This window comes from Enterobacter asburiae (genome assembly GCA_011754535.1).
GTDB classification, from domain to species: Bacteria; Pseudomonadota; Gammaproteobacteria; order Enterobacterales; family Enterobacteriaceae; genus Enterobacter; species Enterobacter cloacae_N.
The window spans coordinates 2,160,763-2,180,150 of record JAAQVN010000001.1; the positions used below are offsets into that span (position 1 = coordinate 2,160,763).

A 19,388-nucleotide genomic window follows, 5' to 3' on the forward strand; every position below is an offset into this window, starting at 1 on the left:
CGGGGAACGGTGGAGCCTCAGCGCAGTCCGTCTTCTGTGGCGTTGCGCTGAGCTCCCCACTGTAACAGCAGGCTAAACGACGTGGGTAACACGGTCAGCGTCACCAGCGTCGCAGACAGCAGCCCGCCGATAATGGCATAGGCCATTGGGCCCCAGAATACCTGGTGAGAAATGGGGATCATGCCCAGAATGGCGGCACAGGCGGTCAGACAGATGGGCCTGGCCCGGTGTTCCGCAGCCGCCATAATCGCGGCATCGTTTGTCATCCCCTGAGCAAGATTGCTGTCAACCTCGCTAATCAATATCACCGCGTTACGCACGATCATCCCCGCCAGTGTGATGACGCCCAGCAGCGCGACAAACCCCATCGGCGTTCCGCCGGGCAGCATAGCCAGCACGATCCCCGGTAAACCAAACGGGGCCATCAGGAGTGCCAGCAGCATCCGGGAATATCGCCGCAACTGAAGCATCAGCAGCAACAGCATGATGACCAGCGTCACCGGAAGAACGGTGAAGACGGAGCTGTTCCCCTTATCCGATTCGGCAACCGCGCCGCCTTCTTCAATGCTGTAACCTGCCGGCAGGCTCGCGCGCAGTTTATCGACCGCCGGACGCAGCGCTGCAGATACCGCTTCAGCCTTCAGCCCCGGGGCAAGATCCGTTTGCACCGTGATAAAGGGCACGCGTTGCCGACGCCAGATGACCGGATCGTCCACGCCCCAGACCGGCGTCGCGACGGCGCTGAGCGGAATTTTTTTACCGTCATTCCCCTGAATCGTGAGCGAGGAGAGGGTGGCGGTGCTGTGACGTGCATCGTCCGTGGCCCGGAGCACCACGTCGACAAGGCGGTCGTTATCCCTGATAGACGTGACAACGCTGCCGGACCAGACGGTATTCAGCGTGCGGGCGAGGCTCTCTGATGATATTCCCGCCGCCCTGGCCGCCGTCTGATTCACCTCAAGGGTTATGACCCTCTCCGGCTCTCCGGCCGTCTGGTTAACGTCGCGTGAGAACGGGGACTGCCCAATCGCGTCCGTGAGACGGTTCGCAAACGCCCGAACCTGCAGATAGTCAGGCCCGCTCACCCGGTATTTGATTGGCCAGCCGACGGGGGGCCCCAGCTCAAGGGGCGACACGCGCGTGATGATATCGCTAAACTGCGTCGCCAGGATCCTGTTGAGCTGCGCATGCAGACGATCCCGCGCCTCAAGATCCTTAGCCACCACAACCATCTGGGCGATATTTTCATTTTCCAGCAGCACGTCCATCGGCAGGTAAAAACGGATGGCGCCGGACCCGACGTACGTCGAATAGCGATTGATGTTGCCGTTGCCTGCCAGCGCCTTTTCCAGCTTTTCCACCTCTCTTAGCGTTTCCGCCTGCGACGCGTTGGCCGGAAGCGTCAGGCTGACCAGCAGCTCAGGCCGGTCCGAGGCGGGGAAGAACTCGCCCTGCATAAATGTCGTGCCGTACGCTGACAGCCCCAGCGCGAAAAGCGCAATCAGTACGGTAGCGAGCCGGTGGCGCAGTGCCAGGCGTAAAAGCCGTCCGTACCCGCGCGCGATCCTTCCGGGGCCCGCCGCGTGATGTCTGACTTTTTCCGGCAGCAGCCACGTACCCGTCAGCGGCGAAAACAGGATCGCGACAGCCCAGGAACAGAGCAGGGCAATGAGCACCACGGCAAACAGGGAAAAACAGTATTCACCGGCGCTGGAGGCCGCAAAACCAACGGGAATAAAACCGGCAATCATCACCAGGGTACCGGTGAGCATCGGGAAGGCCGTCGTTTTGAATGCATGGGTGGCCGCATGCCGACGGGAATCCCCCGCTTCCAGCCGGGAGACCATCGTTTCGACGGCGATCATGGCGTCATCCACCAGCAGGCCCAGGGCAATAATCAGCGCCCCGAGCGAGATGCGCTGAAGGCCAATGCCGGCGAACATCATGCCGGCAAACGTCATGGCGAGCACCAGCGGGATGGCCGTCGCCACCACCAGCCCGGCCCGTAAACCCAGTGAGACAAATGAAACCGCCAGCACGATAATAACGGCTTCGATAAGCACCCGGATAAACCCACTTACCGCGTCACTGACCACCGCTGACTGATCGGCGACTTTCACCATCTCGATACCGTGCGGCAGCCCGGCGCTGAGGGCCGCCATTCTGGCGTTCAGCGCAGCACCGAAACGCAGCATGTTGCCCGTTGGCGCCATCGACACCGCCAGCCCGATAGCCGGTTTGCCGTTCACCCGGTAGGCCGGGGCCGGTGGCTCGGCGATTTCCCGGGTGACGGTGGCAATGTCGGTCAGCGGTATATAGCGATTGTTCACGTGCAGCGTGACGGCCCGTAAACTCTCTTCGGTCGTGAGCGCCCCGCTGACTTTTATCGCCATGTTCTCCTGTCCGGTACGCATAGTGCCTGCCGGGACAACCGCGTTCTGCGCCCGGAGGGCGTCGGCGATCGTCTGAATATCGAGCCCCATCCCGGCCAGGCGTGCTGGAGAAAAGGCGAGAACCCACTGCTCCTGCTGTTCGCCCAGCAGGGTTGTTTTGCCCATATCCGGCAGGGACATAAGCTCGCGTCGTAAGGTCTCTACGCGATCCCGCACCTCCCGCAGGGTGAAACCTTCGGGAATAAAAGCATAAATTGTGCCGAACGTGTCGTCAAATTCGTCGTCCACGGCAGGAACCTGCACCCCTTCAGGCAGGGACGGCGCGATGTCCTGCATTTTTTTGCGAACCTGATACCAGATGTCCGGCACGCTTTGCGGGGGCGTATCGTCACGGAGGTTGACATGGATAACGGTGCGTCCGGCCCGGGTTTCACTTTCGAGATAGTCCAGCCAGGGTGTTTCCTGCAGCTTTTTTTCAAGCGTATCGGTCAGCAGGCGGGTGGTATCCGCCACGGATGCTCCCGGCCACTGCGCGGAGACGACGGCCGTTTTAATGGTAAAAGCCGGATCTTCGTTACGCGGCAACTTCTCATAGCAGAACACGCCCATCGCAATCACCAGCAGCATAAAAAAGCTGACCATCTGCTGGTTCTTCAGCGCCCAGGCGGAGAGGTTAAATTTGGCTTCCTGTCCTGTGTTCATGGCTGAACCTCTCCGGCCATCACCGGCTCGCCGGACCGCAATGTGCTCACGCCCGCGGTAATCACCCGATCGCCGGGCTCAAGGCCGGAGGCAATCATGACGGAGGTAGCCGTATAGCTCGCGGGTACCACCACGCGCAGCTGCGCCCGCGACTGCGGGGTAATCACAAAAACCGCCGGTTTGTCGCCGGCACGGGTCAGCGCGGATGCGGGAAGGGTGTACCCGTGCGGGGCTGACGATGGCAACGTGACGGTAACGCTGGCACCCAGCGCCATGGCCGACGGCGGGTTTTGCAGGGTGGCTCTGACGCGCCAGGTGCGGGTCTGAGGATCGGCCTGCGGGGTGATATCCCGCAGCACGGCAGACGCCTGTACTGACGGGGCGCTGAGAAGGGAAACCCGCAACACCGCCTTATCCAGAGGCGGGATCGCATCGGGAGTGGCAATATCAAACATCACATCGCGTTCTTCCCCGGTCGCCAGCGTCAGCACGGACTGAGCGTCGCTGACAACCTGTCCCACAGAGGCGTTCACGGCCGTGATGATGCCCGCTTGTGGCGCGATCAGGCGCGTCCAGCCGAGGCTTTCGCGGGCATTTCGCCGCGCGGCCTCGCTGCTTTTTAAGCGCGCGCGGGCGACAAGCCAGTCCGCACGGGCGCTGTCGAGCTGCGTGCGGGCTATTGCCCCCGTTGGCATGAGTTTTTGCATTCGACTGACGTTAAGCGCGGCGACCTGCGCGGAGGCTTTGGCGCCTTCATAGTCGGCCTCAGCGCTGTCGAGCTGATTCTGCCCGGTCGTATTGTCAAGCGTGGCCAGCAGTTGTCCGGCAGTGACCCGGTCACCAATATCAACGCTGCGGGTCAGTATCCGGCCCCCGGTACGAAAGCTCAGGGTCGTTTCATCGTGGGCATGGATCTCACCGGTTCTTTCCAGCGCGGGAAGGGTTTGATCGGTGCCAACGACGACGTAGCGTACCGCCCGTGCAGGAACGGGCTTATTTTCGTGTTTATCACCACAGCCGGTCAGCGGAAAAATCGCCAGCGCAAGCAGGGCCAGGGGAAGAAAATGCAGCCAGGAAAGGGTGCGCGCCACGCCGTACAAATGATGCAGGCAGTGGCGGAGGGAGAGAAAAAATTCGTCTGACATAACGCCGCTCCATAAAGGGAATGGCGTTATTAAATGCGCGCTACGTCGAGAAAGATTCGATGTTCTGTCAAGGCTTTATCAAGAGTGGCGATTTTCATTATCGGACGGATGCCAGGGCAGCAAAATGCGCACGGCGAGGCCGCCGGTTTCCGGTAATGACGCGCTAATCTCACCCCCATGCGCCTGACAAATCGCCCGTGCGATGGACAAGCCGAGGCCGCTGCCGCCGGAATGCCGCGCGCGGGACTGCTCCTCGCGGCTAAAACGTTTAAACATTTCCGGTAAAAACTGGGGCGATACGCCCGGCCCGTCATCGGTAAATTCAAGGGTGTAATGCCCGCGGGCGTAGTACAGTGCCACCTCAAGGTGGCCGCCATCGCGTCCGTAACGTAGCGCATTTTCCATGAGGATAGTAACGACCTGTCCCAGGCGGAACGCATCGCCTCTGAAGGGGCAGGTACGCGGGTTACGAAGGATTATCCGGAAATTATGCGCATCAGCCTGGGGCATGATCCAGGCTGCCCGCTCCTGAATCAGCTCATCCAGACAGAACGGCTGGTCCTCCAGCACAAGGTTACCCGCGTCGGCCAACGAGAGAAGGTGGAGCTCATCGGTGAGGCGGTTGAGGTGCTGGAGCTGTTTCATCACCATGCCCAGCTGCGCCGGGCTGGCATCAAACACGCCGTCTAACATGCCTTGCAGACGCCCAATGGCGGCCGTCAGGGGCGAGCGCAGCTCGTGCGCCATCGCGACGTGTGAGGCGCGGAGCTCTTTTTCATAGCGGGCGAGTTGCCCCGTCATGGAGTTAAAATCGGTCGCAAAGCTGACCATTTCCGCCGGTGCATCCTTGATGAGCTCTGCCTGACGGCCAAACTGCCCGTCGGCGACATCCTTTGCTGCATCGCGAAGGCGGCTGAACTGCTGCGCCAGCGGCCGGGCGTGTTTTAGCCCCATCACCACAATAAACGGGATCATTACCAGCACCAGCAGGGCCACCGTGACCCAGTCGGCTGAGGCGATAGACGGCGTGGAGTAGCTCAGGCCCCACCAGGTGTCCACAATCGTGTGGAAGCGGGCCGGATTGGCCTGCGGGTTCTGGCTGAGCGTAAGAAACTCCTGCCGGACCGCCGCTGGCATTTTGCCCAATATCCAGTAGTTCTGCACCGCATAACGTAGCCACATGCAGGTGGCAATGACGATCACGCTGCCGATGGCCAGCGCTAAGATGCGGGCGCAAATCCAGCGCCACAGAGACGAGTGCCGGTTTTTTATCATGGCTGTCTGAACCTGTAACCCACGCCGCGAACGTTGATCAGCACGCCGGAAATACCCGCCACTTCGAGTTTTTTACGCAGGTTATAAATATGGGTGTCCACCACGCGTTCCAGCGCCTCGCTTTCCGGCAAGCAGTGTTCCAGTAAATACTGGCGGGAGAACGGGTGCGCAGGAGAACGCAGCAGCGTTGCCAGAATCGAGAATTCCGTTGGCGTAAGATCGAGCATCACAGGCGCGTCGCCGCCGTTATCCACGCTCGCCACAATGGCGCCCACATCCACCTCCAGCGTTTGCCAGCGAAGGATCGCTTCGTCAGTCTCTTTTTTACTGCTGCGCCGCAGCACCGCCTGTACCCGAGCCACCACTTCCCCCGGATGATAAGGCTTCACAACGTAATCATCGGCACCGTACCGCAGGGCCCCAATGCGGTCGGGGGTATCCCCCATGGCCGTGACCATAATCACCGGCACATCGCTTTTACGGCGCAGACCAGCCAGCACCTCGGTGCCGTTAAGCCCCGGCAGCATCACGTCCAGCAGGATGAGGTCGGGCTTCCACCGCTGCGCCATATCCAGCCCGGAAAGACCGTCTCCGGTAATGGTCACGTCGTAATTTTCACGCCGTAAATAGGCTTCGAGCACGCCAGCCGCATCGGCGTCATCTTCAATAATCAGCACTCTTCTCGACAACATCCGTTCACCTTGACCATTTCTTAACACTATCCCGACGATTCATTGATTCAGCCAAATCATACTGCGCCAACATTATGTGGCCGCCCCTGTATCAAGTGACGCCAGCGTCTGTATGGAGAGCAATATGATAGCGATAAAAAAAGTCCTGTATATGTCCGTCCCGCTTCTGATGGTCGTGACGTCCGGCGTGCAGGCGGATGATGGCTCCGCGTCCGATTCCTTAACCGTCGGGCTGGGAGGGCAGTATGCCCCGCGTTACTCAGGCTCAGACAAGCAGGTGTGGCAGGTGGTTCCGGTGCTGCAGGGTCGTAAAGGCGCTTTCTTTATTGATGCGCAAAAAGGGGTGGGATATGACCTGCAAAACGACAGCGGTTGGTACTTCGAACACACGCTGGGCTATGACTTCGGAAGGGCTGAGAAAAATTCTGGCTGGCGTGAGGGCGCAAACAATCTGAAAGGGATGGGGGACATTGATACCACCCTGAATACCGGCCTTGCAGTGGGCTGGCAGGCCGCGCCCTGGCTGAGTGTGGAGGGGAAAGCGACGCTGCCTTTAACGGACAGCCAGGGGGCCAGCTATCAGGCCTCCGTGACGCTAGTCCCCGTACAAAATAACCAGGATACGGTCGCCTTTCAGTCTGCGGCCCTGTTTGGCGACAGCCATTATCTGAATACCTGGTATGGGGTCAGCGAGCAGCAGAGCCGCCGCAGCGGATATCGCCGCTATTCAGCGCCGGGTGGATTTTATGGCGTCGAAACCAGTCTGACCTGGAGCCATCAGTTCGATGCCCACTGGGGGACGGTGCTGAGTGCGGACTATACCTGGCTTGGCGACCATGCCAATGATAGCCCGATTGTGATGCGGCGCAATGAGGGGTCTGCAACCGCCGCTATCACCTGGACATTCTAATTCGCGGAGCGCGATGTGGGCGAGGGGATTATTTCTTCTTATCCATCATCGCTTTTAAATCGGCAAACGGGTTAAAGGTGGCGACGCCCACATCTTTTTGCGCATCTTCACCGGCGACCACGGTGGTGCCGTACTGATCCGCTTCGGTGTATTTCGAATGCTCGTGATCGTGGCAAAACAGGCACAACAGTTCCCAGTTGCTGCCATCTTCCGGGTTGTTGGTATGGTCGTGATCGATATGGTGAACCGTCAATTCACGCAGGTTGGAATAGACGAACTCCCGCGAGCAGCGTCCGCAGACCCAGGGATAGATTTTTAATGCTTTTTCGCGATAGCCGCTTTCCAGTCGCGCGTAGTTTTTAGGGATCAGAGCCATTGCCGGTTTTACCTGCCATGAAAAAAGTGGGGGATATTATATCCCATTATGAAGCGGAATGACGAACCGCTCAATTCCGTCAATTTATTTGACGCTTTCCGTTAAATAAACGGCATTTATTCTCACCGGGTAATGCGTAAAGTAGAGAGAACGCAATGCATTATCAGGACACACTGTTATGAAAAAGATCGGGTTTTTATCATTTGGTCACTGGACGCCTTCTCCGCAGTCCGGCACGCGTTCGGCGGCAGATACGCTGCTGCAGTCCATCGACCTGGCCGTGGCGGCCGAAGAGCTGGGGGCAGACGGCGCGTATTTCCGCGTGCACCACTTTGCCCGACAGCTTAGCTCGCCGTTCCCCCTGCTGGCGGCAATAGGCGCAAAAACAAAAACCATCGAAATCGGTACCGGCGTGATTGATATGCGCTATGAAAATCCGATGTACATGGCTGAAGATGCGGGCGCGGCGGATCTGATTTCCGGCGGTCGTCTGCAGCTTGGCATCAGCCGGGGCTCCCCGGAGCAGGTCATTGATGGCTGGCGTCATTTCGGCTATGTCCCGCAGGAAGGAGAAAACGAAGCGGACATGGCGCGCCGTCATACCGAGGTGCTGCTTGAGGTACTGCGCGGAGAAGGGTTTGCAAAGCCGAATCCACAGCCGATGTTCCCGAATCCTCCGGGGCTGCTGCGCCTGGAGCCTTATTCAGAAGGTTTGCGGGAGCGTATCTGGTGGGGTGCCGGTTCGAATGCGACGGCCGTATGGGCCGCAAAGCTGGGAATGAACCTGCAAAGCTCAACCCTGAAAGACGATGAAACCGGCGAGCCGTTCCATATTCAACAGGCAAAACAGATCCGCGCGTACCGCCAGACCTGGCAAGAGGCCGGTCATGCGCGTGAGCCGCGCGTCTCGGTCAGCCGCAGTATTTTTGCCCTGATGGACGACCGCGACCGGATGTACTTCGGCGCCAGCCGCAACGACAGCGACAGCGTGGGGTATCTTGATGAGAAAACGCGCGCGATCTTCGGACGCAGCTATGCCGCAGAGCCTGACAAGCTGATAGAGCAGTTGAAAAAGGACGAGGCGATTGCCGAGGCTGATACATTATTACTGACCGTACCGAACCAGCTTGGTGTGGATTACAATGCGCACGTGATTGAGTCCATTCTCAAACATGTCGCACCGGCAATGGGCTGGCGCGATTAGGTATTCCGCCATCAGCCGTGAGATCGTAATGGAAAATCTGGCCCTCTGGTATCGCCGTTTTGGCGAGCCAGAATCTGTTCTGCAACCTGAAACCGCGTCGCCGGGCGCGCTTGCACCGGGGCACCTCCGCGTGCGAATGCTGTTTGCGCCGGTGAACGCGTCCGATCTCATTCCCATTACCGGCGCCTATCGCCACAGGACTCCGTTACCCGCCGTCGCGGGGTATGAAGGCGTCGGCGTTGTCATTCAGGCGCCCGCGTCGTTTGCGCATTTGCAGGGTAAACGCGTTCTGCCGCTGCGCGGGCAGGGCACCTGGCAGCGCTATGTCGATTGCCCGGCAGAGTATGCTATCCCCGTTCCGGACGATCTCGATTCATGCCTGGCCGCGCGGGCCTATATCAATCCTCTGGCGGCGCAGATGATGCTGACCCACTATCCACCGCAGGGAAAGCGGGTGCTGCTCACGGCCGCCGGTTCTGATTGCGCCGTTCTGCTCGGGCAGTGGGCGCGTCTGGCGGGGGCTGACGCGGTGTACGGTATTCATCGTTCGCCCGTTCACGCCGAGCGGCTGGCGGCGATGGGGATTGTTCCTGTCGCACAGCATGACATGCAGAAGATCTCCAGCGTCGTCTCGCGTGTCGACGTCGTTTACGATGCAACCGGCGGGGCGCTTGCGGAAGCGATCCTGAACGTGATGCCTGAGCAGGGTATATTTGTCTGCTACGGGCTGCTCTCCGGGCAGACCTTCCGCCAGCAGCGGCCCCTGCCTCGCGTGGCGTGGTTCCATATTCGTAACTATCTGGACAGGCTCAGCGCTGAGGCGTGGCGCGCGGAGTTCGATCAAATCTGGCCCCGGATGCGCGCCAGCGAGTACAGCCCCGGTACGGTATACCCTCTGACGGACTGGCAGAAGGCGCTCAGGGTTTATCGTGAAGGCGGAAGGGCAAGCAAGCCCCTCCTGTCGATGGCGGAATGACGGCTACTGATGGCTCATATCGCTCAGCAGTACGGCGATGCTTTGCCCGCCCGCCGTCTGTTCCAGACCAATCTTCACGATGATGGTCAGCGGAACGGAGAGCAGCATGCCTACGGGGCCGAGCAGCCAGCCCCAGAAAATCAGGGACAAAAAGACGACCAGCGTCGAAAGCCCCAGCCCGCGTCCCATCATTCGTGGTTCAAGAATATTACCGAATACCAGATTAATCGCCAGATAGCCGGCCAGCAGAATCAGCGCATCATAAAATCCGCTGAACACCAGCACCTGAAGAATAGGGGGGATCGCTGCCAGCACGGAGCCGATGTTGGGAATGTAGTTGAGCGCAAACGCCAGTAACCCCCAGACGAACGCAAAGCGAACGTCCAGCGCCACCAGCATTCCCCAGACCACCACCCCGGTAACCAGGCTAATGGCGGTTTTCAGTACCAGATAGCGGGAAACGCTGTCCAGCGCGCGCTGAATAGCCCCCATTCCTTCAACCGGACGAACCATAATATGCTGTAACTTTGCGGGCAGCTGTGGCACCTCCAGCAGCATGAACACGACCGTTAAAAACAGCAGAAAAATGGAGGTCATGGCATTGGAAAGCTGCGTCAGCAGGCCTGTGACGATCGTCATTGCCGCATTAGGGTCGATATATTTAAGAAGCTCCTCAACGGAGACTTCTATTCCCGCGCGCTGTAGCCAGGGCTCAAGCTGCAGCAACGGTATCGCCAGTGAGGAGCGGTATTTCGGCAGCGTTCGCGCCAGTTCGTTCAGCGAGGTACCCAGATAAGCAACCAGTAACACCATGGCGAAAATAATGACGCTAATCAGCAGGGTAATGGCCAGCACGCGCGGGATGCGCAGCCGCGTCATGCGCTGTACCAGCGGGTTAAGGATCACCGCAACGAACAGGGCCAGAATAAAGGGCACAATGATGTCGGCGGCAAAACGAACGCCCGTCAGTATGATCACCAGCATGCCCAGCATGATGACAATTTTTATCCCGTTCAGGGTAATAATGGGTTTAGCCATGGTGACTCCGAAAAACGCTTTTTCTTCATAATAAAGGGTAAACGCTCTGCAATAAACTAACCAAAATCAAACGGGACGGGTAAAGAATTGAAAAGACTTTGAGTAAAATCCTGGCTTATGGTACAAATCTAGCGTGTTCAACTACCGAGGACAATTTTCATCCGCAAAGACGAGAAGCAACAACGCGGATAATTGTAATTTTATGGACAATTTGTTCAGGACGTATTCTTCAAACAACACTGCTGTATTTACCACCTCCTTCTCCCTGCTTGCTGGTGAGCAACACTGGCGCACCGCACTATAGTTATCTCTTCTGCCTGAGCTGGCGCTACGCGCTTAGCTGTCTGATTTAATTTCATATTTTTTGGGTTTGCTGCATGCGGCGGGCCACGATGGATTATATTCTCAAGCAGGAGAAAAACATGTTTTACTGGATCTTATTAGCTCTGGCGATTGTCGCTGAAATTACCGGCACGCTGTCTATGAAGTGGGCAAGCGTCAGCGAGGGTAATACCGGTTTTATTTTAATGCTGGTGATGATTTCACTTTCCTATATTTTCCTTTCGTTTGCGGTGAAAAAAATTGCGCTGGGCGTGGCGTATGCGCTTTGGGAAGGTATTGGTATTTTATTGATTACGCTGTTCAGCGTCCTGTTATTTGACGAAACATTAACAACAATGAAAATCGCAGGATTAACGACGCTGGTTGCGGGCATCGTGCTGATTAAATCAGGTACCCGTAAACCGACTAAACAGCAGAAGGAGCAGAACCATGCAACAGTTTGAATGGGTTCATGCGGCCTGGCTGGGCTTCGCTATCGTGCTGGAAATTTTCGCTAACGTTCTGCTGAAATTCTCCGACGGTTTTCGCCGTAAAATATACGGCCTGATGTCGATTGCCGCGGTGCTGGGAGCGTTTAGCGCCCTGTCACAGGCGGTCAAAGGTATCGATCTTTCAGTGGCCTATGCGCTGTGGGGCGGTTTTGGTATCGCCGCCACCCTGGCCGCCGGGTGGGTGCTTTTCGGGCAGCGTTTAAATAATAAAGGCTGGATAGGGCTGATATTGCTGCTTGCGGGCATGATCATGATAAAACTCGCCTGATCAATCGGTAACCCTTACTCACCGACAACTGCGCTGGCTTACTCTTTAGCCAGCGCTTCCAGCTTATCGCGAAAGCCGGTGACGGACAGGGCCCGGTTATCGGCTCGCCAGCGGTCTTTCGCCGCCGGGGCGGAGCTTTGAACGCCAATCAGCTGCCAGCCGTTATCGGTTTTCAGCATCAGCGGTGAACCGCTGTCGCCCGGCAACGTATCGCACTGGTGCGAAAGCACGCTGGTTTGTGCCCAGCCCGTCACGATACAGTCCGTGTGGGTGTAGAGCGCATCCAGATGATCGACCGGATAGCCAGACTGCGTCACCTTGCGGTCGGCGGCTTTCAGCGCGGCGGTCAGCGCCGCTTTATCTCCGTCAAACAGGGGCAGCGGCGTAATACCCGAAGGCGGGTAGCGTAAAATAATCAGGCCAAAATCCCATGAGGCTGCCGCGGGCGGCACTATCCAGCCGTCACCATCCGGCTTCAGGCGCTTCCCGAGAGAAGGATCAACCCGGCCTTCAATGCCGTGGATTTCATAGCGCCAGATCCCTTTTTGCGACACAAATCGTAAGGCTACCGCTTTGTCTGGCTTACCGTTGGGTGGCGTCAACAGGCAGTGGCCCGCCGTCAGAGCTAATTGCGGGGTAATCAGGGTTGCAGTACACAGGTTACCGCTGGCGGTTTCCAGTTGCCCGATCGCATCCCAGCGGGCCTGGGTAGGGTCGGAGACGCGAGTACGATCGTCATGACCGAAAAAAAGCGTCTTTAGCTCTTTCGCGCTAATGGCACCATCATCGCCATCATCCGCCTGTGAAAATCCAGAAAAAAGGCCAAACGTTCCCAGCAACAACACAACAGATTTACGCATATCACACTCTGGTGGGGGTAATTATGATTATTAAAAGTGAACCCTATGAAAATACTATAGACGGGACGGCGCTAAAGTGGGAGTAAAATCAGCGTGCTACAGTCAGGAAAGATAAAAATGGCTTGCGATGAGCGCGCATAAAATAAGCAGGATCAGAATCAGCTCAAACCGATAGCGTCGCAGCATACGCCCTCCGGATAAAAAAACGGCGCAGAACCTTTTCCGGTTCAGCGCCGGTTTACCAACGTGCCCCGCAGGGCACGGTTAAGCTTGTACTCTTACGCAGCTGGCTGTGCAGCTGGTTTAGCAGCTTCGTGTTTTACTGCTTTTTTGTGATGCTTTTTCGCCGCCTGGGCTTTTTGCTCTACGGCTGGTTTAGCGGCTTTTTTGTGGTGCTTTTTCGCCGCCTGGGCTTTTTGCTCTACGGCTGGTTTAGCGGCTTTTTTGTGGTGCTTTTTAGCCGCCTGCGCTTTTTGTTCTGCAGCCGGTTTAGCGGCTTTATGGTGTTTCTTGTGATGTACGGTTTTTGCTGGCGCCGCGGTGATCGTTGCAGCAGGTGCCGCAGCCGCTGGTGCAGCGGTGGTTTCAGCAGCGAACGCAGCAGAAGACAGACCCATAGCAGCGGCAACAACCAGAGCTAATACTTTTTTCATGTTCATACCCTCGAATTTGGTTTTTCATTTAACCCCACTGCGGGGCCGTTGAAATAACTATATCCCTGTAAATTCGGGGTTTCCGTGAGTGATTGGTATCGGCGTGTAACCATATGTACAAGGCCGGGGTTCTGCACGGACGACCCCCTCTCCCTTGAGGGAGAGGGCTGGGGTGAGGGGGAACATACGGCTCTTTTACTTGAGGTCCCTCACCCCCGGCCAAACAGATTACAAATAGCGCGAGGTCAGATGTTCGCGGAAGTAACGGATATTCAGATCCTCGCCCGTCGCCTGGGTGATTAACTGCGACGTGCTGAAGCGGCTGCCGTGCTGCCAGATGTTCTGACGCAGCCACTCAAAGAGGGCGGAAAAATCGCCTTCGGCGATGGAAGCCTGCAGTCCCGGAAGCGCGGTCTTTGCCGCATGGAACAGCTGCGCGGCATACATCGCGCCCAGCGTGTATGACGGGAAGTAACCAAACCCGCCGTCGGTCCAGTGGATATCCTGCATGCAGCCGTTGCGGTAGTTGTCTTTGGTGGATAACCCGAGCCAGGCCTGCATTTTTTCATCCCACAGGGCGGGGATATCGTCCACCTCGATCTCGCCGTTGATCAGCGCGCGCTCAATCTCATAGCGCAGCACCACGTGTGCCGGGTAGCTCACTTCGTCCGCATCGACGCGGATATAGCCAGGCTTCACGCGCTGGTTCCAGGCAATAAAGTTCTCTTCGCTAAACGCCGCCTGGCTGCCAAAGCGGGCGTGTACCGCAGGGAGGAGGTGCTTGAGGAAAGCTTCGCTGCGCCCCAGCTGCATTTCAAAGAACAGGCTCTGGGATTCATGGATCGCGGTTGAGCGGGCGAGGGCGATGGGCTGGCCTGCCCACGTACGCGGCAGGTTTTGTTCATAGCGCGCGTGTCCGGTTTCGTGGATCACGCCAAACAGCGCGCTGAGCAGTTCGTCTTCATCATAGCGTGTGGTGATGCGCACGTCTTCCGGAACGCCGCCACAGAACGGGTGCGCGCTTACGTCCAGCCGTCCGCTGTTAAAATCGAAGCCGAGCATCTTCATGGCTTCCAGACCCAGCTCGCGCTGGGTTGCCGTCGGGAAGGGACCCTGCGGGGGAATAAACGACCGCTGAGCCTGTTTTTCCACCACGTTTGCCAGCAGGTCCGGTAGCCAGGACTTCATATCGCCGAACAGAACGTCCAGACGGGCGCTGGTCATGTCCGGCTCAAAAATGTCCAGCAGCGCGTCGTATGGCGTACAGCCTTTAGCTTCGGCGCGCAGGCGGGCCTCTTCGCGGCTGAGTTTCACCACTTCTTTCAGGTTGGCGGAAAAGCCCTGCCAGTCGTTGGCGGGGCGCTGTGTGCGCCAGGCGTGCTCGCATTTGCTGCCCGCGAGCGATTTGGCTTCCACCAGCGATTCCGGCAGCAGGGTCGCCTGCTGGTAGTGGCGCGTCATTTCGCGCAGATTAGCCTGTTCAACGTCGTTCAGATCTTCTCCTGCTGCGGCCGCTAACAGATCGCCGACTTTTTTATCGGTCAGGATCTGATGTTGCAGAACGCTCATTTCCGCCAGCGCTTCACCGCGCGCGGCGCTGCCGCCTGGCGGCATCATGGTGAACATGTCCCAGCTGGCGATGGAGGTAAGGTGCGAGAAGCGGGAGAGACGCTGGAAGGTTTTGACAAGTGACTGATAGGCTGATGTTTTTTGCAATTCTTATTTCCTCATGCCAGGGATGTGTTTCAGGGAGCATACAATGAAACAGACCAAATTCCCCAACATTTCCCACACAGAGGAAATCTGTGCCGATCTCCTCCGTTGAAACCGTCCCCCGGCATTCCGGGAGACGGTTTTCGGTGGGCACTCAGGACTTATCACGCATAACCTGTAGCAAGATCGCCAGCGCCTGGGTGAACTGGGCATCCGGAATCGTCAGCGGATAAAGGAAGCGGATCACGTTGCCGTACTGGCCGCAGATCAACAACAGCAGGCCCTGGGCGAGCGCCTTTTGCTGGATCGCCTGCGCGATGGCGGCCGAAGGTTCACGGCTCTCGGGGTCAAAAAACTCCGCCGCAATCATCGATCCTCTTCCCCTTATCGCCACGAGCGCAGGAAAGCTGCCCTGAATCTCCTCCAGCGTGGCTTTCAGTCGATCGCCCAGGTGGCAGGCGCGGGAGCACAGTGACTCGTTGTCGATAATATTCAGCACCGCGTGCGCGGCGGCCACCGCCAGCGGGTTGCCTGCATAGGTTCCTCCCAGACCGCCGGAAGCCGGCGCGTCCATGATTTCGGCGCGGCCCACCACGCCGGACAGCGGCATTCCGCCTGCCAGGCTTTTCGCCATCGTCATCAGGTCGGGCTTGTCCGCATAGTGTTCCATGGCAAACAGTTTACCCGTACGGGCGAAGCCGCTCTGCACTTCGTCAGCAATCATCACGATCCCGTGCTCATCGCAGATGCGGCGGATGGCGGCCACCAGCTCTGGCGGGGCGACGTTGAATCCGCCTTCACCCTGGATGGGTTCAAAAATAATCGCCGCCACCTGTTTCGCCTCAATATCCGCTTTGAACAGGCGCTCTATCGCCGTGATGGCATCCTGCGTCGTAATGCCGTGCAGCTCAGAGGGATACGGCACGTGATAAACCGACCCGGGGAACGGACCAAACCCCAGCTTATAGGGCGCGACCTTGCCGGTTAAGGCCATGGTCATATAGGTTCGGCCATGAAAGCCTCCCCCGAACGCAATCACACCCGGTCTGCCGGTGTGGGCCCGGGCGATTTTAATGGCATTTTCCACCGCTTCCGCGCCCGTTGTGAAGAACGCCGTCTTGGCCGGGCCCTGCACCGGGGCCAGCTCGTTAAGTTTTTCGGCTAAGGAAACGTAGCTTTCATACGGCACAATCTGGTAGGCCGTGTGGGTGAACTGGTGAAGCTGTTTTTCCACTGCGGCCACCAGTTCAGGGTGACGATGGCCGGTATTTAGTACCGCGATCCCTGCGGCGAAATCAATATAGTCATTGCCTTCCACGTCGGTGAGAGTGGCATTCTCCGCCGTGCGGGCAAAGAAATTACACATTACGCCTACGCCGCGCGGGGTGGCAGAAAGTCTGCGCTGATGAAATTCCTGGTTACTCATGTCAGATACCCTTTTGTCGAAACGATCATACGCCAAGACGATCGCGCAGGCTGTAGTACGCCGCGCCCATCGCCGTGAATGGAATCCGCAGGCTGCGACCGCCCGGGAAGGGATAGTGCGGGAGGTTGGCAAACGCATCAAAGCGCTCAGCGTCACCGCGCAACAGTTCCGAGATCAGCCGTCCGGCCAGGTGGGTGCAGGTCACGCCGTGACCGCTGTAGCCCTGCATGTAATAGATGTTCTTGTCCAGACGACCAAACTGCGGCATCCGTGACAGGGTCAGCAGGAAGTTGCCCGTCCAGCGGTAGTCGATTTTGACGCCTGCCAGCTGCGGGAAGGTTTTCAGCAGCTTTGGCATCACCAGGCGCTCGACATCGTCCGGATCGCGCGCGCCATAGACTACTCCACCGCCGTACAGCAGGCGGTTGTCGGCGGTGAGACGGTAGTAATCCAGCAGGTAATTGCAATCCTCCACGCAGTAGTTATTGGGGATCAGCGTGCGGACGACCGCTTCCGGCAGCGGGGCGGTGGTCACCACCTGGGTGCCGCAGGGCATGCTGCGTTTTGCCAGCTCCGGTTCTATCTTATCGCCCAGATAGGCATTCCCGGCGACGATCACATAGCGGGCCGTCACCTGGCCATGCTGTGTGCTCACCACGGCCGGGCTGGTGTGCTGAATGGCGGTCACCGGGGACTGTTCATACACCCGCCCGCCGTTGAGGCGAATGGCGTCCGCTTCGCCGATTGCCAGGTTCAGCGGATGAATGTGTCCCCCGCTGCGGTCCAGCAGCGCGCCGGTATAGCGTTCGCTGTCAACTTCCCGGCGGATGGCGTTAGCGTCCAGCAGCTCCAGCTGCGTGTTGCCGTAGCGTTCCCAGTTGGCTTTTTGCTCCTCCAGCGTCTCCAGCTGCTTATGGTTTAGCGCCACAAACAGGCCGCCGGGACGATAGTCGCACTGGATCTGGTAGCGCTGGATACGCTCCCGGATGATTTCCCCGCCCTCAAACATCATGCTCCCAAGGACTCTGGCGGCATCAGGGCCGTAGTTTTTCTCAATCACGTCGATATCGCGGCTGTACGAGTTAACCAGCTGGCCGCCGTTGCGTCCGCTGGCGCCGAAACCGATGCGCGCTCCTTCAAGGAGCACGACGTTGTAGCCCATTTCGGCGAGATGCAGCGCGGAGGAGAGGCCGGTATAGCCGCCGCCCACCACGCACACATCACAGCTGATCGACTCGTTTAGCGTCGGGAAAGGTTCGTAAGCGTTCGCGCTGGCCGCGTAGTAGCTGGTGGTATGTTCGGTCATGATTGAGGCTCCAGGGCAATCCAGATGGTTTTCAGTTCGGTAAATTTTTCCAGCGCGTGCAGGGACTTGTCGCGACCGTTGCCGCTCTGCTTATAGCCGCCAAAAGGTACAGTCATATCGCCATCGTTATAGTTATTGACGAAGACCGAGCCTGCTTTCAGACGGCGGCTCATGCGGTGCGCGCGGGAGAGATCGCGGGTCCATACCGCCGCGCCAAGCCCATATTCACTGTCGTTGGCCAGCGTTAAGGCTTCTTCTTCGGTTTTAAAACGGGTGACGACCAGCACCGGCCCGAAAATCTCCTCCCGGCACAGCGGGGAGGCTGGGTCGATGTCGACAAAAATGGTGGGACCGACTGCGGAAGGCCATGCTTGTTCCCGCCCGTCCAGCAGCAGCGCACCTTTCCGGGTTCCCTCGCGAATAAACGTGTGGACGGTATCGGCGTGCGCAGCGTCGATGAGCATTCCCATCGTGCTGTCGGGGTCGAGCGGATCGCCCGGCTGCCAGTGACGGGCCTGCGCTTTTAGCTTTGCCAGGAAGTCATCGGCGATGCTGTCTTCGAGCAGCAGGCGGGTACCGGCGATACAGACTTGCCCCTGGTTATAAAAAATCCCGGCGGCGGTCGCGCTCACGGCCTTGTCCAGGTCCGGACAGTCGGCAAAGATAATGTTGGCGCTCTTGCCGCCCGCCTCCAGCCAGACGCGCTTCATGTTGCTTTCTCCCGCGTCCTTCAACAGCTGCTTGCCGGTACGGGTAGAGCCGGTAAACGTCAGCACCTCGACCTCCGGATGCAGTGCCAGCGCCTGGCCCGCTTCGTGGCCGTAACCGCTTATCACATTCAGCACGCCGTCAGGCAGGCCCGCCTCTTTCGCCAGCCCGGCCAGCCGCAGGGCGGTGAGGGGCGATTTCTCCGACGGTTTCAATACCACGCTGTTGCCCGCGATCAGCGCCGGGCCCAGCTTCCAGCAGGCCAGCAGCAGCGGGAAGTTCCAGGGGACGATGGCCGCGACCACCCCGATCGGCTCGCGCACGATCATCGCCAGCTCGCCCGGACCCGTAGGCGCCACTTCGCCGTAGACTTTATCCGCCGCTTCGGCGTACCAGCGAATGGCGCGAGCCGCGCCGGGAATATCGTCGCGCAGGCTGTGGCGGATGGGTTTACCGGTGTCCAGCGTTTCCAGTAAGGCCAGCTCTTCGGCGTGGCGTTCCATCAAATCGGCGAGCTTATTCAGCACGGCCTTGCGCTGCGCCGGAGACGCCTGCGACCAGTCACCGCGCTCAAATACCTCACGCGCGGCCTGAACCGCACGGTCTACGTCCGCCTGCTTGCCGCGGGCCACGTTCGCCAGCGTCTGTTGGGTAGCAGGATTGACGGTTTCAAACGTGGCGTTATCGGCGGCGTCACAATAGGCACCGTTAATAAATAACCGGGTCTCAATGGCGCTGTTTTTTGCTTTATCCTGCCAGTAAGTCAGGTGCTGAAAATGCATATTCACTCCTTTCTTTCGCAATCAGATAAATAAAGGCATGGCCGTTTCAGGCAATACGAAGCCGTGAGGCATCCCGGGAATTAACCCGTTGAATGCCGACATTGATCGTTTTTATTTGTCCCGGCGTA

Annotated in this window: 17 protein-coding genes; 5 read left to right on the forward strand and 12 right to left on the reverse strand. The window is 58.4% G+C overall.

Going from position 1 to position 19,388, the window contains the following annotated elements; all coding sequences use genetic code 11:
* Positions 1-17: 17 nt before the first annotated feature.
* The 4 genes from HBM95_10240 to HBM95_10255 form a co-directional block, all read right to left on the reverse strand.
* Entirely contained in the window at positions 18-3,095 is a 3,078-nt protein-coding gene (locus HBM95_10240; protein ID NIH43309.1) for an efflux RND transporter permease subunit, read from the reverse strand.
* The gene (locus tag HBM95_10245) at positions 3,092-4,240 is read right to left on the reverse strand and encodes an efflux RND transporter periplasmic adaptor subunit (protein NIH43310.1); all 1,149 of its coding nucleotides are present in this window, start codon (positions 4,238-4,240) and stop codon (positions 3,092-3,094) included. Before HBM95_10245 ends, HBM95_10240 begins: the two co-directional genes overlap by 4 nt.
* 78 nt (positions 4,241-4,318) lie before the next feature.
* Positions 4,319-5,515: a two-component sensor histidine kinase gene (locus tag HBM95_10250; protein NIH43311.1), complete on the reverse strand. Its 1,197-nt coding sequence runs from the start codon at positions 5,513-5,515 to the stop codon at positions 4,319-4,321.
* Complete coding sequence (locus tag HBM95_10255; protein NIH43312.1) at positions 5,512-6,207, reverse strand: response regulator transcription factor; 696 nt, start codon at positions 6,205-6,207, stop codon at positions 5,512-5,514. Before HBM95_10255 ends, HBM95_10250 begins: the two co-directional genes overlap by 4 nt.
* A gap of 124 nt (positions 6,208-6,331) precedes the next feature.
* Between HBM95_10255 and HBM95_10260 the strand changes: the two genes are divergently transcribed.
* Positions 6,332-7,117 (forward strand): MipA/OmpV family protein, encoded by a 786-nt coding sequence (locus HBM95_10260; protein NIH43313.1) that lies wholly within the window; start codon positions 6,332-6,334, stop codon positions 7,115-7,117.
* Positions 7,118-7,145: 28 nt separating this feature from the next.
* Here the strand turns inward: HBM95_10260 and HBM95_10265 are convergent, their stop codons facing one another.
* Complete coding sequence (locus tag HBM95_10265; protein NIH43314.1) at positions 7,146-7,493, reverse strand: HNH nuclease family protein; 348 nt, start codon at positions 7,491-7,493, stop codon at positions 7,146-7,148.
* A gap of 178 nt (positions 7,494-7,671) precedes the next feature.
* On the opposite strand from HBM95_10265, the gene HBM95_10270 reads away from it, so the two are divergent.
* Positions 7,672-8,697, forward strand: a complete 1,026-nt coding sequence (locus HBM95_10270) for an LLM class flavin-dependent oxidoreductase (GenBank protein ID NIH43315.1) — start codon at positions 7,672-7,674, stop codon at positions 8,695-8,697.
* Positions 8,698-8,725: 28 nt separating this feature from the next.
* Positions 8,726-9,673: a zinc-dependent alcohol dehydrogenase family protein gene (locus HBM95_10275; GenBank protein ID NIH43316.1), complete on the forward strand. Its 948-nt coding sequence runs from the start codon at positions 8,726-8,728 to the stop codon at positions 9,671-9,673.
* 3 nt (positions 9,674-9,676) lie between these two features.
* Here HBM95_10275 and HBM95_10280 read toward each other — a convergent pair whose 3' ends face one another.
* Entirely contained in the window at positions 9,677-10,711 is a 1,035-nt protein-coding gene (locus HBM95_10280) for an AI-2E family transporter (GenBank protein NIH43317.1), read from the reverse strand.
* 422 nt (positions 10,712-11,133) lie between these two features.
* Between HBM95_10280 and mdtJ the strand changes: the two genes are divergently transcribed.
* Positions 11,134-11,496, forward strand: a complete 363-nt coding sequence (mdtJ, locus tag HBM95_10285; protein NIH43318.1) for a multidrug/spermidine efflux SMR transporter subunit MdtJ — start codon at positions 11,134-11,136, stop codon at positions 11,494-11,496.
* Complete coding sequence (gene mdtI, locus HBM95_10290) at positions 11,483-11,812, forward strand: multidrug/spermidine efflux SMR transporter subunit MdtI (GenBank protein ID NIH43319.1); 330 nt, start codon at positions 11,483-11,485, stop codon at positions 11,810-11,812. The genes mdtJ and mdtI overlap by 14 nt, the downstream gene beginning before the upstream one ends.
* A 38-nt stretch (positions 11,813-11,850) precedes the next feature.
* Here mdtI and HBM95_10295 read toward each other — a convergent pair whose 3' ends face one another.
* From HBM95_10295 to puuC, 6 genes are all read right to left on the reverse strand, one after another.
* A complete protein-coding gene (locus tag HBM95_10295; protein NIH43320.1) occupies positions 11,851-12,672 on the reverse strand; it encodes a serine protease in 822 nt (273 codons plus the stop codon).
* Between the two features lie 278 nt (positions 12,673-12,950).
* Positions 12,951-13,325 carry an acid resistance repetitive basic protein Asr gene (gene asr, locus HBM95_10300; protein NIH43321.1) on the reverse strand — a complete coding sequence of 125 codons (375 nt, stop codon included), beginning with the start codon at positions 13,323-13,325 and terminating at the stop codon, positions 12,951-12,953.
* Positions 13,326-13,553: 228 nt separating this feature from the next.
* Positions 13,554-15,041: a carboxypeptidase M32 gene (locus HBM95_10305; protein ID NIH43322.1), complete on the reverse strand. Its 1,488-nt coding sequence runs from the start codon at positions 15,039-15,041 to the stop codon at positions 13,554-13,556.
* A 151-nt stretch (positions 15,042-15,192) separates the two neighbouring features.
* Positions 15,193-16,464 (reverse strand): 4-aminobutyrate transaminase, encoded by a 1,272-nt coding sequence (gene puuE / locus HBM95_10310; GenBank protein ID NIH43323.1) that lies wholly within the window; start codon positions 16,462-16,464, stop codon positions 15,193-15,195.
* Between the two features lie 25 nt (positions 16,465-16,489).
* Positions 16,490-17,770, reverse strand: a complete 1,281-nt coding sequence (locus tag HBM95_10315) for an FAD-binding oxidoreductase (GenBank protein NIH43324.1) — start codon at positions 17,768-17,770, stop codon at positions 16,490-16,492.
* The gene (puuC, locus tag HBM95_10320; GenBank protein NIH43325.1) at positions 17,767-19,260 is read right to left on the reverse strand and encodes an aldehyde dehydrogenase PuuC; all 1,494 of its coding nucleotides are present in this window, start codon (positions 19,258-19,260) and stop codon (positions 17,767-17,769) included. The genes HBM95_10315 and puuC overlap by 4 nt, the downstream gene beginning before the upstream one ends.
* Between the last annotated feature and the right edge of the window lie 128 nt (positions 19,261-19,388).